The organism is Chryseobacterium shigense (assembly GCF_900156575.1).
Lineage (GTDB): Bacteria > Bacteroidota > Bacteroidia > Flavobacteriales > Weeksellaceae > Chryseobacterium > Chryseobacterium shigense.
Map to the genome: position 1 here is coordinate 279,710 of NZ_FTNY01000005.1, position 16,973 is coordinate 296,682.

The 16,973-nt window shown below is 38.3% G+C and carries 19 protein-coding genes; 1 reads left to right on the forward strand and 18 read right to left on the reverse strand.

Features of this window, described 5'->3' with window-relative positions:
• Positions 1 to 171: 171 nt before the first annotated feature.
• The 17 genes from BW964_RS18340 to BW964_RS18420 all read right to left on the reverse strand — a co-directional run bounded on the left by BW964_RS18340 (position 172) and on the right by BW964_RS18420 (position 13,216).
• The gene (locus BW964_RS18340) at positions 172 to 1,344 is read right to left on the reverse strand and encodes a DUF2062 domain-containing protein (protein WP_076509375.1); all 1,173 of its coding nucleotides are present in this window, start codon (positions 1,342 to 1,344) and stop codon (positions 172 to 174) included.
• Between the two features lie 4 nt (positions 1,345 to 1,348).
• The gene (locus BW964_RS18345) at positions 1,349 to 1,825 is read right to left on the reverse strand and encodes a hypothetical protein (protein WP_076509386.1); all 477 of its coding nucleotides are present in this window, start codon (positions 1,823 to 1,825) and stop codon (positions 1,349 to 1,351) included.
• 4 nt (positions 1,826 to 1,829) lie between these two features.
• Positions 1,830 to 2,201 (reverse strand): ApeI family dehydratase, encoded by a 372-nt coding sequence (locus BW964_RS18350; RefSeq protein WP_104669452.1) that lies wholly within the window; start codon positions 2,199 to 2,201, stop codon positions 1,830 to 1,832.
• Between the two features lie 4 nt (positions 2,202 to 2,205).
• Positions 2,206 to 2,808, reverse strand: a complete 603-nt coding sequence (locus BW964_RS18355; RefSeq protein WP_076509388.1) for an outer membrane beta-barrel protein — start codon at positions 2,806 to 2,808, stop codon at positions 2,206 to 2,208.
• A 1-nt stretch (position 2,809) separates the two neighbouring features.
• Positions 2,810 to 3,451, reverse strand: coding sequence for a flexirubin biosynthesis protein LolB2 (locus tag BW964_RS18360; RefSeq protein ID WP_076509390.1), 642 nt, complete (start codon positions 3,449 to 3,451; stop codon positions 2,810 to 2,812).
• Complete coding sequence (locus BW964_RS18365; protein WP_076509392.1) at positions 3,417 to 4,043, reverse strand: flexirubin biosynthesis/transport protein LolA2; 627 nt, start codon at positions 4,041 to 4,043, stop codon at positions 3,417 to 3,419. The genes BW964_RS18360 and BW964_RS18365 overlap by 35 nt, the downstream gene beginning before the upstream one ends.
• A complete protein-coding gene (locus tag BW964_RS18370; protein WP_076509394.1) occupies positions 4,036 to 4,791 on the reverse strand; it encodes a polysaccharide deacetylase family protein in 756 nt (251 codons plus the stop codon). The genes BW964_RS18365 and BW964_RS18370 overlap by 8 nt, the downstream gene beginning before the upstream one ends.
• 59 nt (positions 4,792 to 4,850) lie before the next feature.
• Positions 4,851 to 5,915 carry a beta-ketoacyl synthase N-terminal-like domain-containing protein gene (locus BW964_RS18375; RefSeq protein ID WP_076509396.1) on the reverse strand — a complete coding sequence of 355 codons (1,065 nt, stop codon included), beginning with the start codon at positions 5,913 to 5,915 and terminating at the stop codon, positions 4,851 to 4,853.
• On the reverse strand, positions 5,912 to 7,111 hold the full coding sequence (locus BW964_RS18380; protein ID WP_076509398.1) for a beta-ketoacyl-[acyl-carrier-protein] synthase family protein: 1,200 nt from the start codon (positions 7,109 to 7,111) through the stop codon (positions 5,912 to 5,914). The genes BW964_RS18375 and BW964_RS18380 overlap by 4 nt, the downstream gene beginning before the upstream one ends.
• Positions 7,112 to 7,211: 100 nt before the next feature.
• On the reverse strand, positions 7,212 to 7,469 hold the full coding sequence (locus BW964_RS18385; RefSeq protein WP_073335724.1) for a phosphopantetheine-binding protein: 258 nt from the start codon (positions 7,467 to 7,469) through the stop codon (positions 7,212 to 7,214).
• 80 nt (positions 7,470 to 7,549) lie between these two features.
• Complete coding sequence (locus BW964_RS18390) at positions 7,550 to 8,089, reverse strand: 3-oxoacyl-ACP synthase (protein WP_076509481.1); 540 nt, start codon at positions 8,087 to 8,089, stop codon at positions 7,550 to 7,552.
• Positions 8,090 to 8,099: 10 nt separating this feature from the next.
• Positions 8,100 to 9,233: a beta-ketoacyl synthase N-terminal-like domain-containing protein gene (locus tag BW964_RS18395; RefSeq protein WP_076509400.1), complete on the reverse strand. Its 1,134-nt coding sequence runs from the start codon at positions 9,231 to 9,233 to the stop codon at positions 8,100 to 8,102.
• Entirely contained in the window at positions 9,233 to 9,658 is a 426-nt protein-coding gene (locus tag BW964_RS18400; protein ID WP_076509404.1) for an acyl-CoA thioesterase, read from the reverse strand. Before BW964_RS18400 ends, BW964_RS18395 begins: the two co-directional genes overlap by 1 nt.
• 77 nt (positions 9,659 to 9,735) lie before the next feature.
• The gene (locus tag BW964_RS18405) at positions 9,736 to 11,004 is read right to left on the reverse strand and encodes an ABC transporter permease (protein ID WP_076509406.1); all 1,269 of its coding nucleotides are present in this window, start codon (positions 11,002 to 11,004) and stop codon (positions 9,736 to 9,738) included.
• Positions 10,991 to 11,749, reverse strand: coding sequence for an ABC transporter ATP-binding protein (locus BW964_RS18410; protein ID WP_076509408.1), 759 nt, complete (start codon positions 11,747 to 11,749; stop codon positions 10,991 to 10,993). The genes BW964_RS18405 and BW964_RS18410 overlap by 14 nt, the downstream gene beginning before the upstream one ends.
• Position 11,750: 1 nt before the next feature.
• Positions 11,751 to 12,746: a BtrH-related acyltransferase DarH gene (locus tag BW964_RS18415; protein ID WP_076509410.1), complete on the reverse strand. Its 996-nt coding sequence runs from the start codon at positions 12,744 to 12,746 to the stop codon at positions 11,751 to 11,753.
• A gap of 65 nt (positions 12,747 to 12,811) precedes the next feature.
• Complete coding sequence (locus BW964_RS18420) at positions 12,812 to 13,216, reverse strand: flexirubin biosynthesis protein DarG (RefSeq protein WP_076509412.1); 405 nt, start codon at positions 13,214 to 13,216, stop codon at positions 12,812 to 12,814.
• A 254-nt stretch (positions 13,217 to 13,470) separates the two neighbouring features.
• On the opposite strand from BW964_RS18420, the gene BW964_RS18425 reads away from it, so the two are divergent.
• Positions 13,471 to 16,383, forward strand: coding sequence for a M16 family metallopeptidase (locus BW964_RS18425; RefSeq protein ID WP_076509414.1), 2,913 nt, complete (start codon positions 13,471 to 13,473; stop codon positions 16,381 to 16,383).
• 79 nt (positions 16,384 to 16,462) lie between these two features.
• Here the strand turns inward: BW964_RS18425 and BW964_RS18430 are convergent, their stop codons facing one another.
• Entirely contained in the window at positions 16,463 to 16,732 is a 270-nt protein-coding gene (locus tag BW964_RS18430) for a hypothetical protein (protein ID WP_076509416.1), read from the reverse strand.
• Positions 16,733 to 16,973 lie beyond the last annotated feature (241 nt).

Here is a 16,973-nt window from a genome sequence, read left to right on the forward strand (position 1 = left end):
CTGCTTCAGGGCTTTTTTTGCCGATTACTTGAAAGTGGATGGAGTTCCGTGGTATGGGTTTGAGGGCAGCGTGTTTTTGTTTTAAAGTATTTTAGTTGCTAAAACCAATATAGAAAGTTTCATTTCTCACATCTCACATCTGATGTCTCATATCTGATATCTAAAATCTCCCTACTCATTCTCCGGATTCAGTTTATTCAGAAAAAGAAAGGTGGCAATTCCGCAAATAGCAGACATCGATGTCGCTAAAATAGCACTGCCGATCACATATTGAAGCAGATTGTTTTTAATCAGTTCAAAATTGAGTTCACCGCTTAGAATATTACTGTCACCATGCACAAACGGAGATCCCAAAAAAAGAGACGCTGCAATGACGAAAGGGATAAGCGGGGGAAGACTTACATTCGAGGCTACAAAAGCCAAAACTTTATTCAGTTTGAAAAGAACTGCCAGTGAAATCACAAGCAGGGTATGAAATCCCCAGAAAGGAGAGAATCCTATAAATACACCTAATGCAATAGAGAATGCCTTTGTACGGTTGCTGCCGTCACTTTCAAGAACATCTTCCCTGATGAATTTTTTAAAGCTTTTTTTTTTGAAATTATTCACGAAATTTCGCGGAATAATGTAGAGCAGGGTGATGGTCACTAAAATAGTATTCAGAATACTGATCCTTGTAAAATCTTTGAACGGTCTGAAATGAGAAACCCTTTCTGAAGGGTCATACAAAACTTTGATCGGGACATTCTTTACAGGAACATGCCTCCAGGCTGTTCTTACAATGATTTCTATTTCAAATTCAAATTTCGGGGTGAAGTATTTTTTTGGAATTTTTAATAATGGATATAATCGGTAGCCGGATTGGGTATCTTCCAGTTTGATTCCGGTCTCAAACCAGAACCAGAAATTAGAAAATCTATTCCCAAAGCTGCTCTTTTTCGGAATTCCATCCTGAGACATATTTCTGTTTCCGATCAGAAGTACCTCTTCTTTTTCCTGAATCATTGCTTCTACAAATACAGGAATATCATCAGGATAATGCTGTCCGTCCGAATCAATGGTAATGGCGTAATAATACCCCAGTTCTTTTGCCTTTCTAAAGCCTGTTTTAAGCCCGTTTCCCTTTCCGTTGTTCTCCGGAAGGGAAATTACTGTGATCTGCGGATACTGCGCTAAAATACCAGATGTAGAATCTGTAGAACCATCATTGACCGCAATAATGTTTTCAGTGTAATCCAGCACACCGTCTATTACCCTTTTCAGGGTTTTTTCATTATTGTAAGTAGGGATTAAAATGCAAATCTTCTTTTCGTTGATTGCATTTTGTACTTCAGGAAGGGTCATTGTTTTATTTTATAGTGGCTCTTTCTGCGTCTGTAAAGGATTTAGACTGCATCGCAAACTTTTTCACGTAGTTTTTCAGAGCTGCATTTTGCTTACTGTAATTGCTGATCAGGAATGCCTTGTCGTCTTTGATGCTGCCTCTGTAGCCCACTATTTTTGGGATATTTTCCTGAACACTCAGCCTGATGACGCGCAGTTCTATATTGTTTGGATTATTTTTTATGATGCTTTCAAGGCTTGTCGCCCCTGTTTTCACAAGCGCTTTTCTGTTCTTTTTGGTAATTTTGGCTTCCATGATCTGTGCCGCTGCTTTATAACCATGGGTTACTGCATCAGATCCGGATTGTTTTTCTGCAAGATTGATGAATGCTTCTGTATTGTCATTAGAAAGATTAGCTTTTGCATAGCTGCTTCGTAATGCCTCCAGATCAGACTGAAAGAAAAGAATAAAAGCCGTAACGAGAGAAAAAAGAATTTTCATGAGATTATTTTTTATAGCTGACTGACATTTTTAATGCAATAGTCTCGCCAAAAGAAGTGATATTTTTTACTTTAACATCTTCTTCATTTTCAGTAATATCCAGCTGAAGCTTCAGGTCCGGTGTTTCAAAAGGATTGATAATGGCCATGAATTTTACATTTGATGCTGTTTTTAAAAATAATTTTGAACCAGTAAACTCTTCCACCAGTTCTTTTACAATCTGCATCATACATACTCCCGGCGTTACCGGATTTCCCGGAAAATGACCGCTAAAAATAGCATGATCTTTATTCAGATGAATGGAAGCCGTGTAACTTCCGTTTTCTGCTTTTTCGTATGATTCTAAGGTGTAAAAGTCTGTAAGAATAGTCTGCATAAAATTATTTTTTCATGTTAAAGGTATAATAAACTCCCGTTTGGAATGTTACATTCGTATGGTCGCTATTAATGTGTACAAAGCCCTTTTTAATTCTGCCTTCTACCCCGAAATTTTTGGTAATATCATATCCTGCTCCAAATAATAACCCTAAATCAGCATCTGTTGGAGATTCAATATTTTTATGATCGGTAAGAAGTTCCAAAGTCGGACCAAAATGAATATTGAATTTATCGAAATAAAATTTATTCACTACCGCTCCTCCTATATAAGAAAGGCTCACCGTTTTAGAAGCTACCGACGGGTTTTGACTTTCATATTTGGCTCCCTGGCGGGTATAATAAATTTCCGGTTGAAGAGCATAGAATTTAGCAAATCGGATATTCGCCTGAAAACCAATATAAAAATCAATTTTTGATTTGATATCATACGTATTGCTTCCGCTATGATAATAGTTTTGATTATCAATATAATACCAATAGTCGTGAACAGGACCATCCGAAAAATGAGCAATATTGGCGCCCACTCGTAGGCCGGGATTGAAAGTGACCTGGGCAAAAGAAAGACTTGAAATTAAAGCAATTGCTAAAAGTAGAAGTTTTTTCATGTTAATTCTGTTCAGTTTCGGTTATTTGAAATAGTTTTATATTGATCTTAAAATCCTTATGCCGGAGGTTTAAGCTGTCCGCGAAGATATGTTTTTTTGCCTCAAAAGTAAAATCGATTTTTTCCTTATTGTTTTTAGTATAAATGATGCTCTTCAGCAACCCGTCATTCTTGTTGAAAAACAGATAGTAAGCCCTGTTATCCGCTTTAGAAAGGAATATTTTAGCATCTTTATTCTCAAAAGATTCACTTACCGGAAACTTTCTTTTCAGCAACTCCCGGAAGTCATTCTTAAGAAAATTGATGATGATTTTTTTATCAAGGTCGGGAAGTACATAATTCAGCTTAAAATCATTCTCAGAAATTTCAAAATCAATTAGTTTATTTCCGAAATCAGAAGTCATAGCCACGCGGTGTGTCGTCTCATTCAGTTTTTTGATGATTAGAATGCCGCTTACATGATTTTTATAAATGTCCATCTGGCACTTATACACATAATCTTCACCTGATGAAAAGTACAAATTTTCAACTGTTTTCTCTGAGGTTTTAACTGGTTGTGCATCTGTAAGCTGGTAGCTTTTACAGGAAACAATCAACAAAAGAACCAGACTATAAAGTAAACTCTGAAGCTGCAATCGCTGCATTGATCTTGGTATTTTTGAAAACAATATTGGTCGTATCTCCCGAAGCTTCCGTCATATTCACCTGTGAAACCGTAGACTGGTTTTTTGGGAAATGCAACTCGATTTGTTTAATGTATTTCAGTAATTGGGCAGATTTCGGGATGAATTTAGCCACATTGAAATTTCCGTTTTTAAAGTACGTCACGGTAAATTCAGGATCACTGAACATTTTTCCGTTTGAGCTTCCGACGATCAGCTTATTAATTTTCTCAAATGTTTTACTCTTGGCATCTACAGATGACTTTTTCCCCTGATCATTGATGAAAATTTTACTGTCTTTAAAAACAATACTGTACTGATACGGTTTGGTGTATTTCCAGCTCAGCATATTGGGGGACTTTAAAGACATTTTTCCGTAAGTAACAATGTTTTTATCCAGAAAATCCATTTTTTTGGTCTGGGTAAAATCGCTCTGAAGCGTTTTAATCTCTTGGGTTTCAGAAGACACTTTCGTTACAAATGCTTTAGCTTCAGCGCCCGACATTGCTGTCATTTGTGCAGAAAAGAAGCCTGAAATGAACAGAAATGCTCCGAAAACAATATTTTTAATCATTTTTCTTTGATTTTGTAATTGAATCGATGGTAAACATTGAATATTTTTTGTCCTTCAAAAATAACAATAAATCTGCCAATACGTTGTAAGTCTTTTCAGAGGTATCGTGGAGAAGAATGATGCTTCCCTTTTTCAGGTCTCTGGTAACTTTTTTATAAATTTTCTTTTCATCGTCTGTCACCGTATCCAGTGAACGGACATTCCAGCCGATGCTTGTTTTATGAGTTTTTCTAATGGCTTTGGCGATATTTGGATTGGTAACACCGAAAGGAGGGCGGTACCAATCGGTTTTAATATGACCGGTTTTTGAGATGATTTCGTCACATTTTTCAATTTCCTCAATCATTTTTGAAGCAGACAGAAATCCGGTATTGTTTGAATGGGAAAGCGTGTGATTTCCGATGGTGTGGCCTTCAGCAATAATCCGCTGAAAAGTTTCCGGATATTTCTCAATCTGTTTTCCGATACAGAAAAAAGTGGCTTTTACCTGATGTTCTTTAAGCAGATCTAAAAACTTGGGAGTGAATTCAGTAGGTCCGTCATCGAAAGTGAGTGCCACTTCATTGATTTTCGTTCTTTTATGGGTGATGCTGTTAACAAAATAACCTAATCCGATATCAAATGATCCCCAGATCACTACAAAAGAAAAGGCCAGAAAAGCAGCCGCATAAACCCACCAGCTTCCATGGAATGCATAGATGAAAACGTTGCAAAAAAGATAAAATAGAATAAATGGATAGTGTTTCATCTTGCGTTATTTTGAATGGTACTTATTTTCCTCCCTGCCTTGAACCGGTCGTTGCCTTTTTATAAAGCGCGTTCCAACAGTACCAGACTGTGATCACTTCCTTTCAGGTGATTATAAAGAAGAACATTTCTTATTTCTGCTTTTTTCTCTGAATTCATCATCATCACTTCCGGAATTTGTTGCTCCTTTAAAATATGACAAGCCATAAAGGTTGAAAAACCGCTCGCCGTATTAAACTCTCCACTCAGATGTTTGTAATAAAGCAATGCCGAATTTTGAAAGACATCCATCAATTCATTATAATAAACGTCTGATTTGGCATCACTGCTGAAACCTAGAATCACAGCATCAATGTCTTCGTGCTTCAAATTGTTTTTAGCTAAAAAATCTCCTGTAAAAGAGGTTGTTTTTTCTATTTCCAATCTGTTGATGATCTGAATGTCTCTAAGTTTTGCATAAGAGCTTTCCGTTTTATCTTTTCCTAAAACAAAGAAAGCAGCCCCTTCACCCCAGATCACCCCATTCGTCTCCGAATGTAAATAGTCAGCAGGAAGATCTTCTTCTTTTTTAATGGTATTGTTAAGACGGTAAAGTTCCATGGTTCTGGCCGTCTGCTCATCTGCAGCGCCTACAAGAACATTTTCGGCTTCTCCGTCGGTGATCTGAAGTTGAGCATCCAGAAAAGAGAATTCCAGAGACGAAGAAGTATTGACATACGTGAAATTGTACGCATGACACTGAAGTCCCAGAGCAATTTGCCCTGCAACGGTATTGTGAGTGGACTGGATAAAAAATGTTGGAGTAAGGAACTCTTCGTTATTGTCGATCACATTTTTCAGAAACTTTTCAGAATCCTGTGAACATCCCATTCCGGTTCCGACAATAATGGCATCGGGCTTCTCGATTCCAGCCTCTTTTAAAGCATGATTTGAAGCTACTGAGCTCATTTTTACGGTTTTAGACATTCTCCTGATCATCGCAGGCGGAATGAATTCTTTATAGTTGGGATCTACCGCTTTTAAGATCTGAACAGATGGATCAGCCTTAAGATCCTGGAAAAAATTTTCTTTTAAAGTGTCCTGTACAGAGATGCAGGATGCACTGTTGATGTATACTGCACTCATGATTTTGAGAAAATTAAAGTAGAACAGTTTCCGCCGAATCCGAAAGAATTGGAAAGAACATGATGAATATTTTTCTCTTTCAGCTCCGTGACCGGAGTTAAATCAAATTCTGCCATTTTCGTTTTAAAATTCAGATTAGGAAAAATAATATCATGCTGCATAGCCAAGATGGAAAAAACAGCTTCAATGCCCGCTGCCGCTGCCAGCGTATGTCCGGTAAAAGCCTTGGTGGAGCTGAATTCAGGAACCTGTCCTTCACCAAATATTCTGATCATAGCAATCCCTTCCGAAAGGTCATTATTGGGAGTAGCTGTTCCGTGAACATTGATATAATCGATATTTTCTTTTGCCAATCCTGATATTTTCAATGCCTGCTGCATCGCTAAAAAGGCTCCCTGCCCGTTGTCTGAAGATGCAGTCTGATGGTGGGCGTCATTCGCATTTCCGTAGCCGGAAAGATAAGCCAGGACTTTTTTGTTTTCTTTTTTTACCACTTCATCAGATTCAAGAACAATAAAGGCTGCTGCCTCTCCCAGATTCAGCCCTTTTCTATCGTTATCAAAGGGAGTATTATAAGAATCTGTAAGGATCATCAGCGTGTTGAATCCATTCAGTGTAAATTTTGAAAGGGAATCGGTACCGCCTACAATCACACGGTCTAAAACTCCGTTTTTGATCAGTTTGGCTCCCATCATAATGGCATTGGCTGCAGAAGAGCAGGCCGTACTGATAGTAGAGACCAGGCCTTTTAGTTCAAGATAGTCTGCGATGGCCAGTGAGGAATTTCCTGCATCATGGGCATCGATGTATTTTTGCTTTTCAGGAAAATCTTCGTAAGCATAGAAATATTTCTCAGTGATATCCATTCCGGCTACACTGGTAGAGGATATCAGCCCGGTTCTGTATTCATTGATATCAGAAATTCCGGCAGATTCTACAGCTTCTTTAGCGGCTATCATGCCTAATAGGGAAGTTCTTGTTACATTATTGTCTTCCGGTAACTGAAGTTTCTGTACAAGATCTTTATTAGACCATTTTATTTCGCCTGTTTTGATCGTTCCGGCATGACGGGTTTCAAACATTTCGATATCCGAAATTCCATGTTTTCCGGTTTTTAAAGAAATAAAATTTTCTTCCACGTTGTTTCCGATGGAAGAAATGATGCCCATTCCTGTGATGGCAATTTTCTTGTTCATTTATTATTTTAATATAACAGTGTAATAATGTACTAATGTATCAGTGTAACAATTTACCAATAATTGCTAGACTGTTAAACTGTTACATTGGTACATTTATTTATTTCGTTCTGTTGTCTTCAATGAACTGAGCCATTATTTCGATAGACTGGAAAATTTCCTTTCCTTTTTTAGGATCGGCTAATTTTATTCCATAATCTTTATCCAAAAGAACAATAAGCTCAAGAGCGTCGATAGAATCAAGACCCAATCCGCCTCCGAATAAAGGATCGGTATCTTTGATCTCTTCTACAGAAACGTCTTCCAGGTTAAGAACTTCAATAATTTTGTGCTTCAATTCTGTTTTTAAATTTTCCATAATTATTTAATTTACCAGTTTAGCAATGTACCAGTTTACCAATAATTGTTACATTGCTACACTGTTATAGTGTTACATTTTTATAAGGTTAGCAAATATACAAAAGCTTTATAATTTTCCTGATAAAGTTCTGTCCAGCCGCAGAGAACTTTTTCTGCTTTTCCGGATATCAGGATCTGTTCTGCATAATCGTTTAAAAATTGTTCATCAAATTCATCCAGCACGAAAAAAGCATTTTCCGTCTGCATTTTATGTTTGATGCTGATTTCACCTACGCATATGTTAGGAAGAGTGTAGACAAATATGGCAGGACTTGGGAAGTAGTTCTCTTCCGAGTTGATACTTTCCTGGTATTTAAAATCCGTATCCAGACTTGATGATCGGTTGGCAAAAACCAATGCGGTTCTGCTGTGGTCTTCGTCTTTTAAAATCATTTCTGCGGCAAGAAAAGCCAGCTTGCTCAGGTTATCCATTTTGTGAAACTTGGGATAATTGAGTTCAAAGCTTTTATAGGCATCTTTCGCAAAGTCATGAAATGTCTCTGTCTGGCTCTCAAAAACAGGATTTTCGTTAACGGTTATTTTTGAGTGTTCTATGGTACAGCTGTCGGTTTTTTTCATCACTTTCATTTTAACATTTTTCTAAAACTATCGCCGCATTGCATCCTCCGAATCCTGAAGCTGTTTTTAAAATATACTGAACCGATGCTGGCTGGTTCTCTTCAATAATGTTCAATGGCTGGGAAACTCCCATTTCTTTAAAATTTTTAGAGGGAATCAACAGTCCGTGACGGGCACTTTCCATGGAAATAATGCTTTCCAGAAGTCCGGAAGCTCCAAGACAGTGGCCGTAATAGCCTTTCATACTGTTTAACGGAACATGTTGAAGTTCCATCCTGTTGAAAGCAATCGCTTCCATTTCGTCATTGTACAGGGTTGCGGTTCCGTGAGCTGAAATAAAACTGATCTGCTCAGAATTAACATGAGCTTCATTCATCGCATTTCTGATGCTGGCGTACAGTCCGTCTCCAGTTCTGGAAGGTCCGGAAATATGATTGGCATCATTAACCGCTGAGTCTCCTAATATTTTAAACCTAAATTTTTCGTTTTTATCTGAGGTAGAAGTAATATACATTGCTGCTGTTGCTTCACCTATGTTGATTCCATTCCTGTTTTTGTCGTAAGGTTTACATGGTTCTGTTCCGATGGCCTGGAAAGAATTGAATCCCGAGATCACAAATTCTGAAACCTCATCTCCGGCAATCACGAAAGCCTCTTTATATTTTCCGGCCTGAATCATATTTTTAGCAACAGCAATCGCCATTACTCCTGAAACACAGGCATTGGAAATCACGATTGGTTTTGTTTTAAATCCAAAATGATCAGCAATTTTCTGTGCTAATTTTGACAGATAAACGCCTTCAGGTAATTCCTTCTGATTTTTTAGTAAGCTGATATTGCCTTTGGTTGTAGATAAGATCAACGCTGTTTCTTCCGAAAGTTCATGCTTTTCAACAAGAGGCTTCAGACTGAGAAGAAACATTTTCTCCAGTCTTGTAAAATCCTGGCTGTCAAAATTGCGTTTAAATTCTTTTTCAAGCTTTTCTGTATCGATGACAGAAGCATAAAAAGCCTCCTGATTCTTGATCACTTTATGGAGTGCTACTCCAGATTTCCCTTGTGCCAGATGATTCCAGTTAGAACTTACATCAAACCCCAAAGGAGTGACGCAGTTGTAGTCTGTAATATAAATTTCTTTCTTCATTACAATCCCATTTTATCTTTCCATGCCTGAAAAAAATCAGGATTATACAGGCACAAGCTTCCGTTACTGTCTAAGAAAACCTGAATGGTTTCTCCGCTGCACACAAGTTTGTCTTCCTGATTGAACAGTTCGTAGGTATAGATGAGTTTTGCCGATACCGAATTCACAAAAGTAGTGACAATCCTGAAGGTTTCCCCATATTTTAAAGGAAGGAAATGCTCACAGGTACTCTTTACAATAGGCGTCACATAGCCTTCTCTCTGAATATCAAGATAAGTCAGGCCATGTTCTCTTCCGAAAGCTTCTCTTCCGTCTTCAAAATACACAATATAATGTCCGTGCCAGACAATGCCCAGCGGATCTGTTTCATTGAATCTTACCCTTACTTCTTCCGTACAGGTTAATAGGTTTTCTTTAGACTGCATTTTGTTTTCTTCAGGTATTTTTTAATGTTTTGATAGACATCAGGAAACTCCCATTCATTTTAGTTACCATTACAAATTTAAACGTTGTGGAGTTTTCTTTCGTAAAAAATAGAAATGGCGACCATGGCAATATAGAATAAGAACAGGAATACAAGTTCTTTGGCAATTCCTCCAATACCACTGTTTCTCAAAATAATATCATAATAAGCATTCAGCCCCCAGTTCATTGGGGAAAACTTCGCTACGGTCTGCATAAATTCCGGCATTAAAAATACAGGAACCCATATTCCTCCGATAGCGGCCAAAACCACTACTGAAGTAGCCCCAAAAGGAGCAGACTGTTCCTGGGTATCTGCAATAGTTCCCAGTAAAACACCAAATCCTATAGCTGCCAGTCCGGAAAATAAGGTCACGACAATAAGCTGGAACATTTTTCCTGAAACATCAAATGCGGGCAGATCCATATAGGGGAAAAGATAGATTCCCACTGCCACCATCAGTAAAAACTGAATGATACAGATAATCAGATAAGTGAATGTCTTCCCCAAAATATGCACAAAGTAGGGAGTAGGACTGATCCTTGCTCTCACGCTGGTTCCCTGACTTTTTTCTTTAACCAGATTAATAGAAAGCGGAACTACGATAAAGAAGATCGCAAAAAGAGTCCATGCAGGAACGTTGTGCTGAACAGAATTCGGCATTACATCTATGATTCCCTTTTTAGGAGTGATCTCTTTGAAACTGATCAGATTTTTATTTTCCTCAAGATTTTCTTCAGTTCCGAGCTGATCCTGAAATGCTTTATAGATCTTTTTGTTTTCGATCTCAAAAACCATTTTATTCACGGAATTCATGACTGAGTTTTTAAATCCTACATTGGTGGCAGGGTCAAAATACAGATGAATGTCTTTAGTTTTTGGAGCTGATTTTTTTACAGCGGCCGAATCGCCCTCCAATCCAAATGAACTTACGATCGTCTGAACTTTGGAATCGATATTTGAATTTAAATCTTTCGTTAGATTTTCAGGAATAACGATCGCCATTTGGTATTCTCCTGAAAACACAGCTTCCTGCGCTGTTTTTTCGGTATAATTCGTCAGCAGCTGGAATGTTTTGCCAGTTTCCAGCTCTTTTTTTATGTTTTTTGATACCTCAGACTTATCATTATCAATAAAAATAATCGGGATTTTTGAACCTTCCAGATTTTTGAAGGTCGAATCCTGGATTAAAGTAATCGTTATAATGAGCAGCAGCGGCATGACGAAAATAATGACAATTCCTCCAATATCTCTCTTCAGAAGAAGGATTTCCTTCACGAAGCTTCTCCAAAGTTTATACAACAACATCTCTTAATTCTTTTCCTGTTAATGATATGAAAACGTCTTCCAGGTTTTCAGCGTTGGCGATCTGAGCGACCAATTCTTCCGGTGTTCCTACAGCGTGAATTCTTCCTCTGTCGATAATAGCGATCTTGGTACAGAATTCCTCTGCCTCGGAAAGGTGATGGGAGGTGTAAATAATACACGTTCCGTTTTTATTCAGCTTCTGTAAAAAATCGATGATTACTTTTTTCGACTGAACGTCTACGCCCACAGTTGGCTCATCCAAAAATAATACTTTCGGATTGTGAAGCGTTCCGGCAATAAGATTGCAGCGTCGTTTCATTCCTCCGGAGAACTGTTCTACCTTTTTATCCGCAAATTTTGAAAGCCCCATCGTCTCTAAAGATTCATCGATGGTTCTTTTAAGATCTTTATGTTTTAAACCGTACAGGCTTCCATAAAACATCAGGTTTTCTTTAGCGGTAAGGGTCGGATAAAGCGCATATTCCTGAGGGACGATTCCGATAATCTGTTTGATTTTAAAACTATCCTTCTGAGGTGAAAATCCATTGATGGTAAATTGTCCGGAAGTAGGTTTTATCAATCCTGAAAGCATGGAAATCAAAGTGGTTTTCCCGGCACCGTTGGGTCCCAGAATTCCATAGATCTCATTTTTCTCAATATTCAGCGAGATGTCATTTACAGAGAACTCGTCGGAATTTTTATATTTTTTATAAAGATTTTTAATCTCAATCATATTCTCCGCCATATCAGATCGCTTTTCTCAGTTTTTTATAGAAAGCTTCTTCCAGATCAGCGATATGAAGCATCGATTTTGAAAGATTGTTGTAGATGTCGCTTTTGGAATTCCTGTTTTTGTAAACACGGGCGATATCTACGGCAAAATCTCTCCACAGATCACCTATGGCGGTGATTTCTTTGGATAATTCCTTTAATTCATCATTTTTGAGAATGACTGATGCTTCCTGAAGAAAGGCTCCATAAATAAATCTGAAACCACCGCCGCCCGTTCCAATCTCTTCCTGCATTCTGATCAGTTGACCAAGATAGTGATTGGTGACTTTGGTGCCTTTCTTTTCAGCCCATTTCGGGATGCTTTTGGCGACCCATCTCATGGCTTTTACTCCGATAAGAGGAACGGGAGCCAGCATGTTTTTGCAGGTGTCCTTGATCCCTTTTTTGATGGCTTCTTCAATGTTTACCTGTTCCGGGATATAAGTAGGGTAGTACATATGGCCTTTTGGCGGAAGTGCGCCTTTAGCATATCGTACTTTTTCCAGCTCAGCCTCGGATAGTGAGGTTGTATAATCCATTACCGGGTCGCTGATCAGGAATTTCCCGTCTTCCTTTCCGTATACCACAAGGTTGTGGGCATTGAAGTGGAATTTATATTCTTCAGGAAAATAGGTAAGGTTGAAAACGCCCACCTGAAGTCCTGTAGGGATATTCTGATTTAAGTTCCGTTCTAAAGCGGACTGTGCCTCCTTAGGATTGGAAAATTTTTCTCTTTTGATTTTAATTCCCAATCTTTTGGCTGCTTTACTGAAAATAGCACCGGGCATCGGACGATAGCTGAAGCCTGGGGCGAAATTAACTTTCAAAAATGGCAGATAGACAAAAAACAATCCGGAACCGATCCCGAAGATCATGGGTTCACTGAGTTTTAAGCCTTTATTGAGTAGCAGATTGGAGGCGACACCGTTTTCGCAATGTGCGGTCTGATGGTGTTCAAAGTTAAGTTTCATTTGTTGCTTTTATCTTTTCATTGGCGAAATGAAATTGTGCATAAAGTGTATGCTTCATTTCCGTATTATTTTCCGTCAAAGTTCTTTAGTTCATCCACTGAAATTCCGAATGCATCGGCATATTTTTTCAGTACGGTTTCGCTTAGTGTTTTAAATACTTTGGGTTTGGTATGTCTTTTCACTCTCCACTGCCACATTCCGACATAAGAAGCGAGGACACCCAGATCCATTTTATTAAGTTCCATGAAATAAATAATGGGACTTACCGTGTTGTTGGCAACCTCTTTTCTGGCCTCTTCAATTCTTTCATGAATAAGCTCCAGAGATTCTTCCAGTGCTGCTTTTTTAGCTTCCCAGCCGATGCTGTTGGCTGTTGTATAATTGTCGTTTTCATCCGTCACATACAAGACTTCGGTCATGTTTGCTGACTTCAGATTGCTTTCGTCCTGAGGCAGGTCTTGTTTTTTCATGTAAACCGTATTATTCTTTTACTTTAAGATGAAAAATGCATCACCTTTTTAATGAGTTGGCTAAAATAGTGAAAATACATTATATGTAAATCATATTAAATACCAATGACCCTGATCGGTATTGTCAGAGAGTAAGTTCAATTTTTAAGCCGAAAATCCTAATCCCAGATTTGTAATGGATTTGCTGTAACAAGTGGGTTATAAATGCAGACTAATAGGATTCTAAGAAATTTGGATTAAAATAAATAAGACTTATGAAGAAATTTTTTATTTCTGTATCGCTTTTCTGCATGCTGCATGCAATGGCACAGAAGTTTGATACTCAAAAGGTGACGGACAGCCAGGGGTATACCTATGAAACAGTGAAAAATGATCAGGCAGGGGTAAGGGTTTATACCCTGAAAAACGGATTGAAAGTGTATCTGGCTAAAAATGATGATGCGCCAAGAATTCAGACCTATATTCCGGTAAGAACGGGATCAAATAATGATCCGGGTGACAATACCGGTTTGGCTCACTACCTGGAACATATGGTTTTCAAAGGGACTTCTCATTTGGGAACTCAGGACTGGGCAAAGGAAAAAGCATTGCTGCAGCAGATTTCTGACCTTTACGAGCAGCACAAGGCTGAAAAGGATCCTGAAAAGAAAAAATTACTCTATAAAAAAATAGATGAAGTTTCTCAGGAAGCGTCCAAATATGCTATTGCTAATGAATATGACAAAGCGATTTCATCATTGGGAGCTACAGGAACAAATGCTCACACGTGGTTAGACGAAACAGTTTATAAAAACAACATTCCTTCTAATGAGCTTGAAAAATGGCTTAAAGTAGAAAAAGAACGTTTTTCAGAATTGGTATTACGTCTTTTCCATACAGAGTTGGAGGCTGTGTATGAGGAATATAACAGGGCTCAAGATAATGACGGCCGTCTTGTCAACTATGCGATGATGGAGGCGCTTTTTCCGAAGCATCCAAACGGACAGCAGACGACCATAGGAACTTCAGAACACCTGAAGAGTCCTTCAATGGTTGCTATTCATAAATATTTTGATACGTACTATGTGCCTAATAATATGGCTGTGGTTTTGGTAGGAGATCTTGATTTTGATAAGACCATTAAAATGGTTGATCAGTATTTTGGAACTTTCAAATACAAGGAGCTACCGATGAAAAAAATGGTATCTGAGCAGCCGATGGAAAGTATTGTGACGAGAACCGTAAAAAGCCCAAGTACCCCAAGAATGACGATGGCCTGGAGATCAGACTCTAATGGAACTCAGAATGCGAGACTGGCAGATGTGGTTGCCGAAATTTTAAGTAACAGAGGTGACGCCGGTTTAATCGATCTTAATATGAATCAGACCCAAAAGGTATTGAGTGCAGGAGCATACGAATCTGCTTTTAAAACCTATGGTGCTTTTACAATGTCTGTAACTCCGAAAGACGGACAGAGTTTTGATGATGCTAAAAAGCTGTTATTAGACCAGCTGGATTTAGTGAAAAAAGGTCAGTTCCCGGATTGGATGCTGAAAGCGATCGTTAATGATAAAAAGGTGCAGCGTATGAAGGCCTGGGAAACAGCAGATGGTCTGGCTACCAATCTTTACAGCATTTATATCAACGGAATAAGCTGGGAGCAGGAGCTTGATGACATTAATCAATATGAAAAAATAACGAAAGCAGATGTTGTAAAATTTGCGAATGAATTTTTCAAGGATAATTATGTAGTCGTTTACAAAGAAAAAGGAGTGAATGATAAACTGGTTCGTGTACAGAATCCGGGAATTACTCCAATCAAATTGAACAGAGATGCTCAATCCCCGTTCCTTAAAGATATTTTAGGAACTAAAGTGCCTGAGATCAAACCTGAATTCATCGATTACAAGGCTGCAATCCAGACTTCTCAAATCAAAGACAAAAAGATAAGCTTTGTAAAGAACAAGTATAATGACGTGGCTCAAATCAGTTATATCTTCCCTTTCGGAACAGATAATGATAAGGAACTTTCAATAGCGGTAACGCTTTTCGAATACCTTGGAACCGATAAATATACTCCTGAGCAGCTGAAAGGTGAGTTCTATAAATTGGGAATCACTTACAGTTTCAGAACTTCCAATGACCAGATCTTTATTACATTGAGCGGATTGGAAAGTAATATGAAGAAAGGCGTAGAACTGATGAATCATTGGCTGACGAATGTGAAAGCAGACCAAGATATTTATAGCAAGACTGTAAAAACGATATTGGAGTCCAGAGATGCAGCTAAAAAAGATAAGGCAAGAATCATGAACGCTCTGACGAACTATGCTAAATATGGAAAGAATTCCAGAATGGCAGATGTGGTTTCTAAAGAACGCCTTGAAAGCATCGATGCGGCAGAATTGACCAAGAAGATCAAAGCTTTAAACCAGTCTCCATATGAAATTTTGCTTTACGGGCAGGATCAGTCCGGTATGGAGAAAGCAGTTAAACCTTATATTGTAGCAGCCAACCTGCAGCCTGCAAAAGCTAAAGAATATCAGGAGCCTGCAGCGGAAGGAAAAGTATACTTTACAAACTACGACATGGTTCAGATGGAAATGTCGAAAGTAGCTAAAGGAAATGAAGTGAATCTAAGCAACTTCGGAAAAGCGAACGTTTTCAATGAGTACTTCGGAAGAGGTTTGTCTTCTATCGTATTCCAGGAAATCAGAGAAAGTAAGTCACTGGCTTATTCTGCTTATGTTTCTTATGCGAATGCTACAGAAAAAGGACATGCCAATTATATCACGAACTATATCGGAACTCAGGCTAATAAGCTTCCTTTGGCAGTCAGTGCAATGAATGATCTTATGGTTTCTCTGCCACAGATTCCGGCACAGTTTGAGAATTCAAGAGGTTCTGCACTGAAGCAGATTGCTTCCAACAGAATTAACAGAACGAATATTTTCTTTAACCAAATGGCGCTTAAAAAGCTAGGGGTTGACTATGATATCAGAAAAGATATTTATTCTGAAATTCAGGGATTGACGTTGCCACAGCTTACCAGTTTCTATGATACTGAGGTTAAGCCGGTAAAATACAACACGGCGATCATCGGTAAAAAAGAAAACCTGAATATGGAATCTATCAATAAAATGGGAACATTCCAGGAGGTATCTCTTGAAGAGATCTTCGGGTACTAAACTTTGATAATACCAATTTTGTAAGCGGAGCAGGAATGCTCCGCTTTTTGTTTTCTACATTTAATTTTGAAAGGGAGTTTTACTTCCTTTGTCTGTAATTCAGCTTGACCAGCAGATACACTTCTTGCTTTTCAAGATCATTGCACCAGGTACGCTGTGAAACAACTGCGTCGTTATACAGATAGAGGTCTTCCATATTGTTGTAGTATTCTATCCTCTCGGAAGTCTGGTATTTGAAAAATGAGAGAAGATTCACTTCATCACCTATTACCGGGGCTACCGGAAACTCCACAGAATTTTCAAACTCGAATTCAACATGATCTGAATAGAATCTTACTTTTACACTCATGACTTTATTTTCGTCAAATATATCGAAAAATAAGGGTTATTAAGTAGTAGGGAAAGGAAGAGGGAAGATGGAGGCTGGAAGTTACTGGCAGGCTTTCCATATCTCATAGTTTATCTTATAATTTAGATAGTTTAAAAGAATAATATGACCGGCTTAAAGTTATTTTCCGACTTCAATAACTTCCCGCTCCCAGCCTCCCGCTTCCTTCTTCATAATCATCTGTGAAAATCCGTGCAATCCG

Excerpts from the sequence above, each read along its gene's own strand:
- BW964_RS18385 (WP_073335724.1), bottom strand. The coding sequence starts at position 7,469 with ATGGAAAATTTAAAAACAGAATTGAAGCACAAAATTATTGAAGTTCTT.
- BW964_RS18430 (WP_076509416.1), bottom strand. The coding sequence starts at position 16,732 with ATGAGTGTAAAAGTAAGATTCTATTCAGATCATGTTGAATTCGAGTTT.
- BW964_RS18405 (WP_076509406.1), bottom strand. The coding sequence starts at position 11,004 with ATGTTGTTGTATAAACTTTGGAGAAGCTTCGTGAAGGAAATCCTTCTT.
- BW964_RS18355 (WP_076509388.1), bottom strand. The coding sequence starts at position 2,808 with ATGAAAAAACTTCTACTTTTAGCAATTGCTTTAATTTCAAGTCTTTCT.
- BW964_RS18425 (WP_076509414.1), top strand. The coding sequence starts at position 13,471 with ATGAAGAAATTTTTTATTTCTGTATCGCTTTTCTGCATGCTGCATGCA.
- BW964_RS18415 (WP_076509410.1), bottom strand. The coding sequence starts at position 12,746 with ATGAAACTTAACTTTGAACACCATCAGACCGCACATTGCGAAAACGGT.
- BW964_RS18345 (WP_076509386.1), bottom strand. The coding sequence starts at position 1,825 with ATGAAAATTCTTTTTTCTCTCGTTACGGCTTTTATTCTTTTCTTTCAG.
- BW964_RS18340 (WP_076509375.1), bottom strand. The coding sequence starts at position 1,344 with ATGACCCTTCCTGAAGTACAAAATGCAATCAACGAAAAGAAGATTTGC.
- BW964_RS18370 (WP_076509394.1), bottom strand. The coding sequence starts at position 4,791 with ATGAAACACTATCCATTTATTCTATTTTATCTTTTTTGCAACGTTTTC.
- BW964_RS18380 (WP_076509398.1), bottom strand. The coding sequence starts at position 7,111 with ATGAACAAGAAAATTGCCATCACAGGAATGGGCATCATTTCTTCCATC.
- BW964_RS18420 (WP_076509412.1), bottom strand. The coding sequence starts at position 13,216 with ATGAAAAAACAAGACCTGCCTCAGGACGAAAGCAATCTGAAGTCAGCA.
- BW964_RS18400 (WP_076509404.1), bottom strand. The coding sequence starts at position 9,658 with ATGCAGTCTAAAGAAAACCTATTAACCTGTACGGAAGAAGTAAGGGTA.
- BW964_RS18395 (WP_076509400.1), bottom strand. The coding sequence starts at position 9,233 with ATGAAGAAAGAAATTTATATTACAGACTACAACTGCGTCACTCCTTTG.
- BW964_RS18375 (WP_076509396.1), bottom strand. The coding sequence starts at position 5,915 with ATGAGTGCAGTATACATCAACAGTGCATCCTGCATCTCTGTACAGGAC.
- BW964_RS18350 (WP_104669452.1), bottom strand. The coding sequence starts at position 2,201 with ATGCAGACTATTCTTACAGACTTTTACACCTTAGAATCATACGAAAAA.
- BW964_RS18365 (WP_076509392.1), bottom strand. The coding sequence starts at position 4,043 with ATGATTAAAAATATTGTTTTCGGAGCATTTCTGTTCATTTCAGGCTTC.
- BW964_RS18410 (WP_076509408.1), bottom strand. The coding sequence starts at position 11,749 with ATGGCGGAGAATATGATTGAGATTAAAAATCTTTATAAAAAATATAAA.
- BW964_RS18390 (WP_076509481.1), bottom strand. The coding sequence starts at position 8,089 with ATGAAAAAAACCGACAGCTGTACCATAGAACACTCAAAAATAACCGTT.
- BW964_RS18360 (WP_076509390.1), bottom strand. The coding sequence starts at position 3,451 with ATGCAGCGATTGCAGCTTCAGAGTTTACTTTATAGTCTGGTTCTTTTG.